Source organism: Streptomyces sp. NPDC031265 (assembly GCF_055570295.1).
Map to the genome: position 1 here is coordinate 46,231 of NZ_JBVIHM010000024.1, position 14,614 is coordinate 60,844.

Sequence of the window (14,614 nt, forward strand, 5' to 3'; positions counted from 1 at the left end):
GGTGGGGCTCCGCTTCTGTCCTGCATACGGCATCTGTCATACGTACGGCTCCGCTTCCGTGCTGGCCAGGATCTCGGCGAGGTGCAGGGGCCGCAGGTCACCGCCCCGGCGCCGGAGGAGGCCGCCGAGGTGCATCAGACAGGAGCTGTCGGCACCGCAGAGCACCTCGGCGCCGGTGGTGAGCGCGCTGTTCACCTTGTCGGTGCCCATCGCCGCCGACACGTCCGGGTTCTTGAGGGCGAACGTGCCGCCGAAACCGCAGCACTCCTCCGCGCCGGGCAGTTCGCGCAGCTCCAGTCCCTTGACGGCTTCCAGGAGCCGGCGCGGCCGCTCCCCAAGACCCAGCGTGCGCAGACCGTGACAGGAGGGGTGATAGGTGACGGTGTGCGGGAAGTACGCGCCGACGTCCGTGACGCCGAGGACGTCGACGAGGAACTCGGACAGCTCGTACACGCGCGGAACGAGCGATCCCGCGATCTCACCGAGCTCCGTGCCCCGGCCCTCGGCGGCCGCCTTGCGGGCGATGCGGGGGTAGTTGTCGCGGACCATCGCCGCGCAGGAGCCGGACGGGGTGACCACGTGGTCGTACCCCTCGAAGACCGCACCCATCCGGCGCACCAGCGGCTCGGTCTCACGGCGGTAGCCGGTGTTGAACTGGGCCTGTCCGCAGCACGTCTGGCCGGGCGGGAAGTCGACCTCGACGCCGAGGCGTTCGAGGAGTCTCACCGTCGCGATGCCCGTGGCCGGGTACACCGCGTCATTGACGCAGGTGACGAAGAGTGCGACACGCATGGTCGGAGGATAGGCGGTGGGCCCCGGCCCCGGTAGGCCTCGCTGCTCGCGCTCTCGTACGGATGCGGCAGACTCGGGGCCGTGAGAGAGATCTATGTGATCGGCATCGGGGCGGGCGACCCCGACCATCTGACGCTCCAGGCCGTCAAGGCGCTGAACAAGGCTGATGCCTTCTTCATCATGGAGAAGGGCGAGGCGAAGTCCGATCTGACCCGGCTGCGCAGGGACATTCTCGACGCGCATGTGACCGGTCGGCCTTACCGGCTCGTCGAGGCGCGGGATCCGGAGCGGGACCGCAAGACATCGGACTACTCCCCCGCCGTCGACGACTGGCGGCGCCGACGTGCCGACCTCTACGAGCGCTTCATCGTGGACGATCTGGCCGAGGACGAGTGCGGGGCGTTCCTGGTGTGGGGCGATCCCGCGCTGTACGACTCCACCCTCGGCATCCTGGAGGAGATCCTGGAGCGGGGCGCGGTGGAGTTCACCTACGAGGTGGTGCCGGGCATCAGCAGCGTCTCGGCGCTCCTCGCCAAGCACCGGACGGGTCTGAACCGGGTGGCCAGGCCCGTGCAGATCACCACCGGGCGGCGGCTCGCGGAGGGCTGGCCGGAGGGCGTCGACGACGTGGTGGTGATGCTGGACGCGCGCCAGGCCTTCACCCGCCACCTCGACCAGGACCTGTACATCTACTGGGGTGCGTACGTCGGCACGCCGGACGAGATCCTGGTCCAGGGGCGCCTCTCGGACGTCTCCGACCGCATCGAGGAGCTGCGGGCGCGGGCGCGGGCGCGCAAGGGTTGGATCATGGATACGTATCTGCTGCGGCGGGGCTGAGCAGCGCGAGCACGGTGTGCACGTCCGGGGCGGTACGCACCCCCGCCGGCGGGTCGGGCCGCCGCACCACCACGACCGGCAGCCCGAGTTCACGGGCGGCGGTGAGCTTGGCGGCGGTGGCGGGGCCGCCGCTGTCCTTGGTGACGAGCACGTCGATGCGGTGCTCCCGGAGGAGCTCGCGCTCGCCGTCGAGGGTGAAGGGGCCTCGGTCGAGGAGGACTTGGGAGTGGCGGGGGGTCGGGGGGTCCGGGGCTTCGACCGACCGTACGAGGAACCAGAGGCCGTGGAGGGGGTCGGCGCCGTCCTGCGGGACGAAGGCGTGGAGGCCGAGGCGGCCGGTGGTGAGGAAGACCCGGCGGCCGAGGGCGGGCAGCAGGGCGGCGGCCTCGTCGAGGGTGTGCACGCTGTGCCAGCGGTCGCCGGGGGCGGGGGTCCAGCCCGGGCGGCGCAGCGCGATGAGCTCGGTGCCGGTGCGGCGGGCCGCCTCTGCCGCGTTCTCGCTGATGCGGTGGGCGAAGGGGTGGGTGGCGTCGAGGAGTGCGGTGACGTGGTGCTCCCGCATCCAGCGCGCCAGCCCCTCGGCTCCGCCGAACCCGCCGGTCCTGAGCTCGCCCGGGAGCGCCCTGGGTGCGGCCACGCGGCCGGCGAGGGAGGTGGTGACGCGCATGCCGGAGGCTGTGAGGGCGGTGGCCAGCGCGCGGGCTTCGGCGGTGCCGCCGAGGATCAGGGCGTGGGGGGCGGGCATGTGGCCGAGGATAGTTCCCCCGCCCCGCCCGTTCCCGCTGTGCCATGTGCGGCTCGGCCGCGTGGCCTCCGGGCGGGTGGGGGCGAGGTGGTCTCCCGGGGGCTGCGCTCCCGGCCCCCCGGGCGTGGCCGCGCGGCCCCTGCACCCCGCTTCGGGGCTCCGCCCCGGCCCCCTGCCTGCGGGTCCGCTGTGGCCGGTCGCGCAGTTCCCCGCGCCCCCGAAGGGCGGGAGCTCCGCTCCCTGCCCCCCGCTTTCGGGGCTCCGCCCCGGACCCCGCTCCTCGAACGCCGGAGGGGCTGGAGGTGCCTTGAGGGGCGCGGGGAACTGCGCGAGCAACCACAGCCGACCCGCAGACGAACACCGGGCCGAGAAGGGGCGCGGGGAACTGCGCGACCAGCCCTCACCGAACCCGCAGACGAACCGCACCGCACCCCCCACCGCCCCGCACCCTCACCACACCACCTCCACCACCTCCGGCGACCGATGGATCAACGTCGGCCGCATCGCCACCGGCGCGTCCGGCGCAGCCAGGCGCAGGGTCGGGAAACGCGTGGTCAGGAGGTGGATCGTCAGGCGGAGTTGTTCTCTTGCCAGTTGGGCTCCGGGGCAGCTGTGGGCGCCGTGGCCGAAGGCCAGGTGGCGGGACGGGGGGCGAGTGATGTCGAAGACGTCGGGGCGTTCGTGGCGGCGGGCATCGCGGTTGGCCGAGCCGAATGCCACGAAGACGGCAGCCCCCGTGGGGAGTTCGGTCCCGGACAGCAGCACGGGGCGCGTCGTGATGCGGCGGAAACCCTGCAGCGCCGTGTCGTAACGCGCCGCCTCCTCGATCGCCGCCGGAATCAACTCCGGCTTCTCGCAGAGCAGTTCCCACTGTGCGCGGTGACGCAGCAGGTGAAGGACAGTCGTGCCGATCTGCGCCGTCGTCGTCAGATGGCCCGCAAGGAGGAAGTTCTGGAGGTGGGCCACCAGCTCGTGGCGCTCCTCCAGGGTCAGCTCGCCGGTGCCCGGCGCCAGCGCCGTCAGCAGGCCCGTGCACAGGTCGTCGCGCGGCCGGGCCCGTCTCACCCGCAGATACGTGTCGAGCAGCTGCTGCATCGTCACCACGTCCCGCGCCGCGGCGATCTGCTCCGGCTCCTCCAGCGGCCGGAACAGCAGTTCCTCCGCCCGGTGGCCGCCGCGTACCGCCACCGGCACGTCCACCGGGTCCAGGCCGATCAGCCGCCCGATGACGTCCCCGGGGAGCAGCATCGCGTACTCCCCCATCAGCTCCACCCGCCCCCGCGCCGCGAAGGACTCCACCAGGGCGGTCGCGCGCTCGGTGGCGTACGGGAGTACGGCGGCGACCCGGGCGGCCGAGAGGCCGTGGACGATGGGGGCGCGCAGCCGTTGGTGCCGGGGGCCGTCGGAGGTGACCACGACCGGGCGGCCGCCGAAGCCCGAGCCGAGCTCGGCGAGGACGGCGGGGCCGGGGATGACGTCCGGGCGCAGTGCGTTGGCCGATGAGAACGCCTCGGGGCGGCGCAGCACTTCCCGTACGTCGGCGTCGCGCGCGACCAGCCAGGCGTCCAGCTCGGGGACGAAGGTCAGGCCCTCGGCGCGGCGGGCGCGCGCGTAGTGCGGATAGGGGTCGCGCTGGAGCGCGTCGAGCCGTGCGTGCTCATGCCTGTCCACAGGCTCATCGTGTACGAAGCGGCTCGATGGCGGAAGAGCACCCGTAGGGCCGGAAGTGCCCTGGTCCGGGACTCACCATGGGCGAGGCGGTCGCCGGGCCCGGGGAAGGGGGCCCGGCGGCCGCGCCGCGCGCGTCAGGCTTCGGTGGCCAGCACCCCGATGAGACGGGTGACCGCCTGCACCATCGCCTGTCGCCCGACCGTCAGATAGCTGCGGGCGTCCACCGCCTCCGGGTTGGCGGCGAGATACGCGCGGATCGCGTCGGTCATGGCGATGTTCAGCGCCGTACCGATATTGATCTTGGCCATGCCGCCGGCGACGGCCGCCGCCAGCTCGTCGTCGGGGACGCCGGACGAGCCGTGCAGCACCAGCGGGACGTGCAGCGCGGCGTCGAGGCGGGCGAGCAGACCGTGGTCGAGCGCGGCCGTGCGGGTGGTCATGGCGTGGGTGTTGCCGATGGCGACGGCGAGCGCGTCGACGCCCGACTCGGCGACGAAGGCGCGCGCCTCCTCGGGGTCGGTCCGGGCGCCGGGCGCGTGCGCGTCCAGCGGCGGCTCGCCGTTCTTGCCGCCGACCTCGCCCAGCTCGGCCTCGATCCACAGGCCTTGGGTGTGCGCCCAATCAGCGGCGGCACGCGTCGCGGCGAGGTTCTGGTCGTACGGCAGATGGCCGCCGTCGTACATCACCGAGCTGAATCCGGCGTCGGCGGCCTGCCGCAGCAGGTCGTCGCGCTTGACGTGGTCGAGGTGGAGCGCCACCGGCACGGCGGCGGCCTCGGCCGCGGCGACGGCGGCCCGGGCGAGCGGCAGCACCCGGCCGTAGCGGAACTTCACCGCGTTCTCGCTGATCTGCAGGACGACCGGCGAGTGCGCGGCCTCGGCGCCGGCGATGACGGCCTCGGCGTGTTCCAGCGTGATGATGTTGAAGGCGGCCACGGCACGGCGCTTGGCGGCGGCCTCGGTGACCAGGGCCCCGGTCTGGGCGAGTGGCATCGTGCTTCCCCTGTCCTCTGTGCGGGTTGTCCTCTGTGCGGGTCGGGTGCTTCAGGAGCCGTCGAGGATCACCGAGCGGGTGAGGTGGCGCGGGCGGTCCGGGTCGAGGCCCCGGGCGGCCGCGACGGCGACCGCGAGGCGCTGCGCCCGTACGAGCTCGGCCAGCGGGTCGAGGTCCCCGGCCACCCACTGGGCCCCGGTGGCGCGCACCTGCTCGGCGAGCCCGTCCGGGGCCTCGCCGAACATCCAGGTCGCGGTGGTGTCGGTGGAGATGCTGATCGGGCCGTGGCGGTACTCCATGGCCGGGTACGCCTCCGTCCAGGACAGCGATGCCTCGCGCATCTTCAACGCGGCCTCCTGGGCGAGCCCCGCCGTCCAGCCGCGGCCCAGGAACGTGAACTGGCTGCGCCCGACGAGCCCTTCGGGCAGCGGCTCGGCCAGCGCGGTGCGCGCGTCGGCGACCGCCTGCTCGGTGTGCAGGCCGAGGTGGGCGCGGAGCAGGGTGAGCGCGGTGGTGGCGAAGCGGGTCTGGACCACCGATTCCTCGTCCGCGAACTCCAGGACCACGACGTCGTCGGCGGCCCGCATCACCGGGGTCTCCGGGTCGGCGGTGATCGCGGTGGTGCGGGCGCCGCCGCGCACCTGGGCGAGGAGTTCGAGGACCTCGGTGGTGGTGCCGGAGCGGGTGAGGGCGACCACCCGGTCGTAGGAGCGGCCGGCCGGGTACTCGGACGCGGCGAAGGCGTCGGTCTCGCCCTGGCCCGCGCTCTCGCGCAGGGCGGCGGCGGCCTGGGCCATGAACAGCGAGGTGCCGCAGCCGACGACGGCGACCCGCTCGCCCGGCGCGGGAAGGGCGTCCTTGTGGTGCACCGCCAGCTCGGCGGCGCGCTTCCAGCACTCGGGCTGGCTGCTGAGTTCGTTCTCGACATGGCTCATGCCGGGCTCCCACTCACTCTGGATCCGTGGCCCGGATCCGTGTCCGGATGCGTGTTTCTGCAAAATATAGCTAGCTTTCGAGCACAATCAAGCAACTCGGGGTGGGTTAAAGTCATCACCGACGGTGACGGCGGCGAAATGCGCCAGAGAGCACGGGAGAGAAGAGGATCCGGATGTCGCGCGACGCCCGCTGGCAGGCGCTTCTCGAACTGCTCGTGGAGCAGGGCCGCCTCGACGTCGAGGAGGCGGCGACCGCGCTCGGCGTGTCCGCCGCGACCATCCGCCGCGACTTCGACCAGCTCGCCGAGCAGCAGATGCTGGTCCGCACCCGGGGCGGCGCGGTCGTGCACGGGGTGTCGTACGAGCTGCCGCTGCGCTACAAGACGGCCCGGCAGGCCTCGGAGAAGCAGCGCATCGCGAAGGCCGTGGCGGATCTGATCGCGCCCGGCGAGGCGGTGGGACTCACCGGCGGCACCACGACCACGGAAGTGGCACGGTCCCTCGCCGTACGGCCCGAACTCGCCTCCGGGTCACCGGCGTTGACGATCGTGACCAATGCGCTGAACATTGCCAACGAGCTGGCGGTACGGCCCCAGTTCAAGATCGTGGTGACCGGCGGGGTCGCCCGGCCCCAGTCGTACGAGCTCACCGGGCCACTGGCCGGGGGCGTGCTCAACCAGATCACCATGGACGTCGCGGTGCTCGGCGTCGGCGCCTTCGACGTCACGCACGGCGCCTCGGCGCACGACGAGGACGAGGCCGGGATCAACCGGCTGCTGTGCGAGCGGGCCGAGCGGGTGATCGTCGCCGCCGACTCCACCAAGCTGGGCAAGCGGACGTTCGCACGGATCTGCGCGACCGATCAGGTCGGCACGCTGGTGACGGACACGGCGGTGCCCGAGGAGACCGTCGCCCGGTTCACCGACGCGGGCGTGACGGTGCTGGCGGTATGAACTCCCGTACGGGATGCGGCGACTGACTGAACGTCAGCCGACGCCCAGCGCCGGAAGGATCATTGCTTCCACGAACTCCGGCAGGGCGTCCGCCTCCGCGAACCGGTCCTCGAAGAGCCGCTCGACGCGCAGGACACCCATGAAGGCCGGGGCGACGAAGTCGATCGCACGGTTGCCGGGATCCACCTCACCGCGCTCGACCCCGCGCCGCACCATCGCGTCGAGCGCGGCGATCTCCGGGTTCAGGACGGTCTCGCGCAGCGCCTCGCGCAGGTCGGGGTGCATCACATAGGCCTGGCCGACGGCCTCCATCAGCTCGGTGTCGCGCCCCTTGTTGCGGGACGCGGCCAGCGCCGCCTCGCGCAGGTCGCCCGCGAGCGTGCCCGTGTCGATCCCGGTGAAGAACGAGCAGCGGCTCGCGCCGAGCGCCGCCGTGACCAGGACCGGCTTGGACTTCCACTGGCGGTAGAGCGTGGCCTTGCCGCACTTGGTGCGCGCGGCGACGCCCTCCATGGTCACGGCGTCATAGCCGCCCTCGCGCAGCAGGTCGAGCACCGCCTCGTACAGCTCCAGCTCCCGCTCGGGGCTGATCTTGCTGCGGCGTGCGGCGGCCGTCGCGGCCTGCGTCGACATCGCGTTCCTCCGGTGCGTGGGGCAGTGCTCCTGCACATACGAGAGTAGGCGCCGCTCAACCGAGACGCAAACGTATCGAGACGTTTGCGTCTCGATGAAATCCGATCTAGCCTTCCTTCGTTCGCTTGTCGATTTCTGCTCGATTTCTTGCTCAGAGGGGCCGGAGAATGGCTGCCGGTATACGTCCAGGGACCCGGCGTCCCACCGGACCGGAGACGACCGGTACCTCCCGGCCGCCCCTGGTGCGCGAGCTGCTGCTCGTGACCGCGCTCTTCGTCGTGTACAAGTTCGGCAGGCAGCTGGCGAACGGCCACGAGACGCGCGCCCTCCACAACGCCGACCGCGTCTGGGACTGGGAGCGCGCGCTCCAGCTGCCCGGCGAGGGCGCGGTGCAGCGGCTCCTGCTCCACAACGAGACAGTGATCCACGTCGCCAACACCTTCTACGCGACCGCGCACTTCCCCGCCACGATCGCCTTCCTGGTCTGGCTGTACGTCCGCAGGCCCGCCCACTACCTCTGGTCCCGGCGTGTCCTGGCACTGGTGACCACGGCCGCGCTCGCCCTGCACATCCTGCTGCCGCTGGCGCCGCCCCGGATGCTGGCGTCGGCCGGGCTCGTGGACACCGCGCAGGTGTACGGGCCGTCGGTGTACGCGGCGACGCCGGACACGGACACCATGGCCAACCAGTTCGCGGCGATGCCTTCGCTGCACTTCGGGTGGGCGCTGATGGTGGCGATCGGCCTGATCGCGGCGACCCGCGGTCGCTGGCGCCGGCTGTGGCTGCTGCACCCGGCCCTCACCCTGCTGGTGATCATCGGCACCGCCAACCACTACTGGCTGGACGCGCTCGTCGCGACCGCGCTGCTCGGCGCCGCCCTGTACCTCGTGCCGCGTCCGAAGCAGGTACGCGGCGGTCGCACCGTCGCCGTACATGTGCGCCGGACCCCCACGCCCCGGCCGGCCGAGCCCGCCGTGGCCCCCGAACCCGCCCGTGCCCCGGAATCTGCCCTGACCTCCGGGCGCACGGGCGCCTACGACTGCGCCGACGCTCCGCGGCTCGCGGAGGCGCTGCGATGAACGAGTCCGCGGTTCTCGCCATCCTGCTCTCTCTCGCCTCGGCCGCCGGGTACGCCCTCGCCGCCGTCGCACAGTCCCGGCTGGCCTCCGCGAACGGGGGCGGCGGACTCGCCGCCCTGCTCGCCCGGCCCCAGTGGTGGTGGGCCGTCGGGCTCAACGCGGGAGGCGCGCTGATGCACGTCGCCGCGCTCCACTACGGCCCGCTCACCCTGGTCCAGCCACTGGGCGCGCTCACCCTCGTCGCGGCGCTGCCGATCGGCGCGTACTACCAGCGGCGCCGGGTCACCCGGCGGGAATGGCGTGGCGCCGCCTGGACGCTCGCGGGGCTGACCGGCCTGATCGCGGTGACCGGGCCCGCGACGCCCGGCGACGCGCTGAGCCTGCGCGAGGGGCTCGCCGTCGCGGCTGCCACCGCGCTCCTGATCGCGGTGGCCGCCCGCGCCGGATCCGGCTCGGGCCGCGTCGGGCTCGGCCACGCCACCGCCTCCGGCGTCGCCTCGGGCGTGGCCTCCGCGCTCACCCAGACCGTCACCGCCTCGCTCGCCCGCGAACTGCCGGGCGGGCCGATGGCCTGGTGGCAGACGACCCTGCTCGCCGCACTGGTGGCGGCGTTCGCGGTGGGCGGGCTGCTGCTCTCGCAGGCCGCGTTCCGGGGCGGACTCGCCGCGCCGCTCGCCGTGGTGAACCTCGCCAACCCGGCGGCGGCCTCCGTGATCGGGGTGGCGCTGCTCGGCGAGCGGTTCCACGGCGGGCCGCTCGGCTGGCTCACGGCGGCAGCCGCGGCAGTGGTCGCCGCGCGTGGTGTACTCATGCTGACCGGCGCGGAGCCGGTGCAGGTCCCGGCCCCGCGCACCCCGGAACCGGTCCACGTGCCGGTCTGAGGCCGGGGCCGCACACAGGGGCCGCACCGGAGGATTCCGGTGCGGCCTCTGGCGTACGGCCGGGTCTCAGCCGAGCGTGACCGTGAAGCCGTTCGCGGTCGGGACCGAGGCGGTCTTCACCTCCGTCACACCGGTCCCGGCGTCGTAGAACCACCCCGGCCCCGCCGCCGCCAGCTCCTGCGCGGAGCCGTAGCGGTGCAGCCGGTGACCGCCGACCGCGACGGCGCCGGGCGCCGCCTCGGCGTGCACGGTGAGGCGGTACGCGCGAGCGGCGGGCTTGCCCGTGTAACTCCCCACGCTGGGGCCGACCTCGATGACCGAACCGCGGCCCGTCGAGCGCACCTGGACCTTCTGCGTGGCCGAGGAGCCCTGGGCGAACTGCCGGGTCACGCCGTCGTCCTCGTACAGCGTGTACGCGGACTTCCCTGCCTGCGGGTAGACGTCGTAGTCGAGTTCACCCTTGTCCCGGGTCTGCCAGGACAGCGTGCCCTTGGGCCACATCGGAACGATCGAGCCGCCCTTGACGAACAGCGGGAGCGTGTCGAGCGGCGCCTTGTAGCCGTTGATCGTGGTCGGGCCCTGGTAGGTCCTGCCGGTCCAGTAGTCCGTCCAGGTGCCCTTGGGCAGATAGATGCCGTCGCGCACCTCCGTGTCGCTGTAGACCGGGGCGACCAGGAAGTCCGGGCCCGCCAGGAACTCGTACTTGGCGTTCGGGCCGAGGGTGTCGGGATCGTCCGGGTACTCCAGGGAGAGCGGCCGGACCGCGCCGACGCCGGTCTTCGTCGCCTCCTTGGAGAGCCCGTACATGTACGGGATGAGCCGCTCCTTCAGCTGGAGGTACTTGCGGTTGATGGAGGTGTACGGCTCGCCGTCCAGCCACGGCTGCTGGTCGTGCGGCTTGTGCGTGGTGAGGTCGCTCGACCAGCCGTCCATGGTCATGATCGCGGGCAGGAACGCCTTCCACTGGAGGTCGCGGGCGTACATCTTCGGGTCGTGCGCGAAGATGCTGCCCACGTCACCGGTGTTGTAGGCGATACCGGAGAGCGTGGCGCCCGCGTAGGTGGGGATCTGCCAGCGGATGTAGTCCCAGCTCAGCTTCTGGTCGCCGCTCCACAGGACGCCGCAGCGCTGGGCGCCCGCCCAGGAGACCGGCAGCCAGACGAAGCCGCGGGCGTCGCTGTTGTCCTCGATGCCGGCCTTCGCCTGGTCGCAGGCGTTGAGGGCGAAGCCGTAGCCGTTGCCGACCCAGGCGACGTCGAGCTTGGCGACCCGCTGGCCCGCCTTGACCTGCTCGGCGAGCTTGTCGAGGCCGTCCTGGGTCCACAGGCCCAGCTGGGCGCCCCGCGCGTTGAGTCCCTGGCCGGTCTCGGCGAGGTTCTCATAGCCGCAGCCGTAGCCGTCGTTGACGAGCATCCAGCCGAGCGGCATCTGGTTCTGCACATAGCCGTCGGCGACCTTGAGCGCGTCCAGGGTGTGCCGCTCGCCCCGGTTGGCGTTGTGCAGATAGCAGTCGGAGTCGCCGGGTTCGAGCCCGTACACCGGCGGCATGAACGGCTTGCCCACCAGCGAGGTGTACTTGCCGATCACGGACTTCACATCACCGGTGAAGTAGTAGGCGTCCAGGCGCCGTTCCTGCTGGCCGGTGCGGACGTGGGGGCCGAAGTCGTAGACGCCGGGCGCGAAGGTGTTGCGGAAGACGCCGTAGCCGGCCGAGGAGACGTAGAACGGCTGGGAGTTGTTGTAGCCGCCCTCGTTCCAGTTGGTGTTGTTGCCCACGTGTCTGACCTGGTCGCGGTGCGAGAAGCTGCCGTTCTGCTCGCCGCCGCCGAAGAACTGCTCGCTGGCGCCGCGCGTCAGGCTCTGGCGCAGACCACCGGTGGTCCAGCGGAGCGGGTCCGACTCCTGCCAGATCGCGGTGCGGTTGTCGGCCTTGTAGAGCCCGAACCGCAGGGGCTTCTTGTAGACGCGCAGGACGGTGTCCTTGGCGCGGATCCCGTAATAGGCGCCCGCGTCGAAGGAGCTGGTCGCCCGCCGCGGCTTCGGCTGCCGCTGGATCATGCGGCTGCCCGGCGGGTCCGCGAGGACGCCGTCGGGTGACGCCTGCAGCCGCAGGGTGTCGTCCTCGAAGAACTCGGCGCGGGCCTTGAGGGCGCCCGCCGCGATCTCGTACGTACCGTGTCCGCCGGTGAAGCCGGTGAGGTTCCCGGCGTCGCTCGCCTCGGGCAGATAGGCCTTGCCCGTGAAGGAGTTGTCGTGCACGTCGTACGGGACGACGACGACGTGGTACGTGCCCGATGCCTTGGGGATGACGGTGGCCTCGGGGTCGGCGGTCCCGGCGCTCTCGGCGACCTTCCTGCCCGCCGAGTCGTAGATGTAGAGGTCGAAGTCGTCGGTGGGCTTCTCCCACTGGATGGAGACAGGGACCCCGCCCTCGGGGTTGTCGTCCCACTCGCCGGCCGGCGGGTCCACCGTCAGGTCGAAGCGGGCGCAGACGGCGTTGCCCGGATCCTCGGCGGGCGTGCCGCACTTGTCGGGCGAGCCGACCGTGCCCTTGGGGTAGACCGGGCTCTGCCAGGTGACGCTCTTGGAGGCGCCGTCGAGGGTGCCTGCGGGTGGGGCGGCGTCGGCCGCCGTGGCGGCCGGGACCGTGAGCGCGGTGAGGGTGAGCGCGGCCGCCGCGAGCACGGCGGCGGCCACTCTCCCCCGGCGGTGTCGAAGATTCCGCAAGGAGTGTTCTCCGTTCGTACCGAGCTGCTTCCGAACAACAGGGGTGCAGTGCGTGCGCATTCATGCTTGGAACCGTGGAGTTTCGAGCATTAAGATTCATGACGCGGCCGGTACATGTCAACGGCTTCGCGGATACCGGACGGGTAAAACCGTGGCCCCAGGAGGACGCTTTCGTCACCTTGACGATATCGAGGAGACCTCATATCGTCGTCATGACGAAAACAGAGGGACGGCAAACGAGGGGGTCCCACCATGGCCGACATCGACCGCCGGCTGGGCCGGCGCCATCTGCGCTCCGCGCCCACCGCGCACATCCGCCACCACAAGCGCGGCCGGCTCGTCCACGACGGGACAGGGCTCAGCTTCTGGTTCCGGCCGCTCACCGCAGCGCTCTCCGAAGTGCCGGTCGACGACCGGGAGTTGACCATGGCCTTCCACGCCCGGACGTCCGACTTCCAGGACGTCACCGTGCAGGCCACCGTCACGTACCGGATCAGCGACCCGGCCGTCGCGGCCGCCCGGCTCGACTTCTCGATCGACCCGGACAGCGGCGTCTGGCGCGGCGCCCCGCTGGAGCAGTTGTCCACACTGCTCACCGAGACCTCCCAGCAGCACGCGCTCGACGTGCTCGCCCGCACCCCGCTCGCGGCGGCCCTCGTCGACGGGGTGGCCTCGGTGCGCGAGCGGATCTCGGACGGCCTCGCGGCCGAGCCCCGGCTGCCCGCCACCGGCATCGAGGTGGTGGCGGTCCGGGTGGTCGCCATCCGCCCCGAGCCGGAGGTGGAGCGGGCGCTGCGCACCCCGGCCCGCGAGCAGATCCAGCAGGAGGCCGACCGGGCGACGTACGAGCGCCGGGCGGTGGCCGTCGAGCGCGAGCGCACCATCGCCGAGAACGAGCTCGCCAGCAGGATCGAACTCGCCCGCAGAGAGGAACAGTTGGTCGAGCAGCGCGGCACCAACGCCCGCCGCGAGGCCGAGGAGAACGCGGCCGCCGACGGTGTGCGCGCCGAGGCCGAGGCCGCCCGTACGGTCCGGCTCGCCCGGGCCGAGGCCGAGGCGGCCCGCACGACCGGCGAGGCCCGCGCCCAGGCGCAGGCCGCCTGGCTGCGGGTCCACGCCGACGCCGACACGGCGACGCTCCACGCGCTCACCGCGACCCGGCTGGCCGAGAACCTGCCCCGGATCGACAGCCTCACCCTCTCCCCCGACGTGCTCACCGGACTGCTCGCCAAGCTGGCCCGCCCGGGCGGGGAGGAGCGGTGAGCCTCGCGCCGCGCGCGGTGCTCGTCCACCGCACCACGGAGTACGAGGAGTTGCTGGCCCGGCACGGCACCCACGGCCAGGCCGCGTTCTTCCTCGCCTCGCGCGGGCGCTCCCTGGACGAGGTGGCCGAGCGCCACCACCGCACCCGGCGGGCGCTCGCCGAGGTGGCGGCGGCCGTGCCGCTCCAGTGGCGCCAGTCGCGGGTCGAGCGCGCCGATCTGGACCGGTTCCTGTTCGCACCGGAGGACGTGGTCGTGGTGGTCGGGCAGGACGGGCTGGTCGCCAACGCGGCCAAGTACCTCTCGGGCCAGCCCGTGGTCGGCATCGACACCGATCCGGGCCGCAACCCGGGCGTGCTGGTGCGCCACCGCCCTTCCGAGGCCGGTAAATTGCTGCCGAGCGCCGCCGCGGCCCGTGCCGACGAGTTGACCATGGTGGAGGCGGTCGCGGACGACACCCAGCGGCTGCTCGCGCTGAACGAGATCTATCTGGGACCGCCGGGCCACCAGACCGCCCGCTACCGGCTGGGTCCCGACGACCCGGCCGCCGCCCCGGAGCCCCAGGCCTCCTCCGGCCTCCTTGTGGGCACCGGCACCGGGTCCACGGGCTGGCTGCGCTCGCTGTGGCAGCAGCGCGGCAGCCACCTCGCACTGCCGGGCCCCGCCGATCCCCGGCTCATCTGGTTCGTACGGGAGGCCTGGCCCTCACCCACGACCGGAACGAGCCTGGTGGAAGGGGTACTTGAGAGCAGTGAGCGGCTGCGCCTCACCGTCGAGTCGGACCGTCTTGTCGCCTTCGGCGACGGAATCGAGTCGGACGCACTGGAGTTGACGTGGGGTCAGACGGTGAGCGTGGGGCGGTCGGACACCGCACTCCGGCTCGTAGGCTGAACCACTGGGCGGTGGGCGCGCTCCCGCGTGAGCCCCCTCACAGTGGGTCACTCGATTTTCAATTGCGTTGACCGTGTCAGAAGCGACAAATACTCTTCATCCATGTTCGTTACGGGGTAAGATCCCGCTCTTCGAGCGGAGATCATCCAATTCACCGGCGCTGCCGGAAGATCCCTTCAAGGCGTCGGCGGAGTCATAGGATTCAGCACGAAGCA

At 72.3% G+C, this 14,614-nt stretch carries 13 protein-coding genes; 6 read left to right on the forward strand and 7 right to left on the reverse strand.

The window, feature by feature from the left end; all coding sequences use genetic code 11:
• Positions 1 to 36: 36 nt before the first annotated feature.
• Positions 37 to 792, reverse strand: coding sequence for a (Fe-S)-binding protein (locus ACZ499_RS29700; RefSeq protein WP_468679332.1), 756 nt, complete (start codon positions 790 to 792; stop codon positions 37 to 39).
• An 81-nt stretch (positions 793 to 873) separates the two neighbouring features.
• Here ACZ499_RS29700 and cobF point away from each other — a divergent pair, with 81 nt between their 5' ends.
• Positions 874 to 1,629 carry a precorrin-6A synthase (deacetylating) gene (gene cobF, locus ACZ499_RS29705; protein WP_468679333.1) on the forward strand — a complete coding sequence of 252 codons (756 nt, stop codon included), beginning with the start codon at positions 874 to 876 and terminating at the stop codon, positions 1,627 to 1,629.
• Here the strand turns inward: cobF and ACZ499_RS29710 are convergent.
• The 4 genes from ACZ499_RS29710 to ACZ499_RS29725 all read right to left on the reverse strand — a co-directional run bounded on the left by ACZ499_RS29710 (position 1,598) and on the right by ACZ499_RS29725 (position 5,973).
• Entirely contained in the window at positions 1,598 to 2,374 is a 777-nt protein-coding gene (locus ACZ499_RS29710; protein WP_468679334.1) for a cobalt-precorrin-6A reductase, read from the reverse strand. The two genes, cobF and ACZ499_RS29710, sit on opposite strands and share 32 nt — an antisense overlap.
• Before the next feature lie 450 nt (positions 2,375 to 2,824).
• Positions 2,825 to 4,045, reverse strand: coding sequence for a cytochrome P450 (locus tag ACZ499_RS29715; RefSeq protein WP_468679335.1), 1,221 nt, complete (start codon positions 4,043 to 4,045; stop codon positions 2,825 to 2,827).
• 134 nt (positions 4,046 to 4,179) lie between these two features.
• Complete coding sequence (locus ACZ499_RS29720; RefSeq protein ID WP_468679336.1) at positions 4,180 to 5,037, reverse strand: class II fructose-bisphosphate aldolase; 858 nt, start codon at positions 5,035 to 5,037, stop codon at positions 4,180 to 4,182.
• 51 nt (positions 5,038 to 5,088) lie between these two features.
• The gene (locus ACZ499_RS29725) at positions 5,089 to 5,973 is read right to left on the reverse strand and encodes an SIS domain-containing protein (RefSeq protein ID WP_468679337.1); all 885 of its coding nucleotides are present in this window, start codon (positions 5,971 to 5,973) and stop codon (positions 5,089 to 5,091) included.
• A 173-nt stretch (positions 5,974 to 6,146) separates the two neighbouring features.
• On the opposite strand from ACZ499_RS29725, the gene ACZ499_RS29730 reads away from it, so the two are divergent.
• Positions 6,147 to 6,926 (forward strand): DeoR/GlpR family DNA-binding transcription regulator, encoded by a 780-nt coding sequence (locus ACZ499_RS29730; RefSeq protein WP_468679338.1) that lies wholly within the window; start codon positions 6,147 to 6,149, stop codon positions 6,924 to 6,926.
• Positions 6,927 to 6,959: 33 nt separating this feature from the next.
• Here ACZ499_RS29730 and ACZ499_RS29735 read toward each other — a convergent pair whose 3' ends face one another.
• Positions 6,960 to 7,559 carry a TetR/AcrR family transcriptional regulator gene (locus tag ACZ499_RS29735; RefSeq protein ID WP_468679339.1) on the reverse strand — a complete coding sequence of 200 codons (600 nt, stop codon included), beginning with the start codon at positions 7,557 to 7,559 and terminating at the stop codon, positions 6,960 to 6,962.
• A gap of 167 nt (positions 7,560 to 7,726) precedes the next feature.
• Here ACZ499_RS29735 and ACZ499_RS29740 point away from each other — a divergent pair, with 167 nt between their 5' ends.
• A complete protein-coding gene (locus ACZ499_RS29740) occupies positions 7,727 to 8,638 on the forward strand; it encodes a phosphatase PAP2 family protein (protein WP_468679340.1) in 912 nt (303 codons plus the stop codon).
• Positions 8,635 to 9,519, forward strand: coding sequence for a DMT family transporter (locus tag ACZ499_RS29745; RefSeq protein ID WP_468679341.1), 885 nt, complete (start codon positions 8,635 to 8,637; stop codon positions 9,517 to 9,519). Before ACZ499_RS29740 ends, ACZ499_RS29745 begins: the two co-directional genes overlap by 4 nt.
• A gap of 66 nt (positions 9,520 to 9,585) precedes the next feature.
• Here ACZ499_RS29745 and ACZ499_RS29750 read toward each other — a convergent pair whose 3' ends face one another.
• On the reverse strand, positions 9,586 to 12,246 hold the full coding sequence (locus ACZ499_RS29750) for a glycoside hydrolase family 31 protein (protein ID WP_468679342.1): 2,661 nt from the start codon (positions 12,244 to 12,246) through the stop codon (positions 9,586 to 9,588).
• 252 nt (positions 12,247 to 12,498) lie between these two features.
• Between ACZ499_RS29750 and ACZ499_RS29755 the strand changes: the two genes are divergently transcribed.
• On the forward strand, positions 12,499 to 13,509 hold the full coding sequence (locus ACZ499_RS29755) for an SPFH domain-containing protein (RefSeq protein ID WP_468679343.1): 1,011 nt from the start codon (positions 12,499 to 12,501) through the stop codon (positions 13,507 to 13,509).
• Positions 13,506 to 14,399, forward strand: coding sequence for an NAD(+)/NADH kinase (locus ACZ499_RS29760; RefSeq protein WP_468679344.1), 894 nt, complete (start codon positions 13,506 to 13,508; stop codon positions 14,397 to 14,399). Before ACZ499_RS29755 ends, ACZ499_RS29760 begins: the two co-directional genes overlap by 4 nt.
• Positions 14,400 to 14,614: the final 215 nt, after the last annotated feature.

What these genes read in the sequence shown, in the direction of transcription:
- ACZ499_RS29700 (WP_468679332.1), bottom strand. Translation starts at nt 792, where the DNA reads ATGCGTGTCGCACTCTTCGTCACCTGCGTCAATGACGCGGTGTACCCG.
- ACZ499_RS29710 (WP_468679334.1), bottom strand. Translation starts at nt 2,374, where the DNA reads ATGCCCGCCCCCCACGCCCTGATCCTCGGCGGCACCGCCGAAGCCCGC.
- ACZ499_RS29720 (WP_468679336.1), bottom strand. Translation starts at nt 5,037, where the DNA reads ATGCCACTCGCCCAGACCGGGGCCCTGGTCACCGAGGCCGCCGCCAAG.
- ACZ499_RS29725 (WP_468679337.1), bottom strand. Translation starts at nt 5,973, where the DNA reads ATGAGCCATGTCGAGAACGAACTCAGCAGCCAGCCCGAGTGCTGGAAG.
- ACZ499_RS29730 (WP_468679338.1), top strand. Translation starts at nt 6,147, where the DNA reads ATGTCGCGCGACGCCCGCTGGCAGGCGCTTCTCGAACTGCTCGTGGAG.
- ACZ499_RS29735 (WP_468679339.1), bottom strand. Translation starts at nt 7,559, where the DNA reads ATGTCGACGCAGGCCGCGACGGCCGCCGCACGCCGCAGCAAGATCAGC.
- ACZ499_RS29740 (WP_468679340.1), top strand. Translation starts at nt 7,727, where the DNA reads ATGGCTGCCGGTATACGTCCAGGGACCCGGCGTCCCACCGGACCGGAG.
- ACZ499_RS29745 (WP_468679341.1), top strand. Translation starts at nt 8,635, where the DNA reads ATGAACGAGTCCGCGGTTCTCGCCATCCTGCTCTCTCTCGCCTCGGCC.
- ACZ499_RS29755 (WP_468679343.1), top strand. Translation starts at nt 12,499, where the DNA reads ATGGCCGACATCGACCGCCGGCTGGGCCGGCGCCATCTGCGCTCCGCG.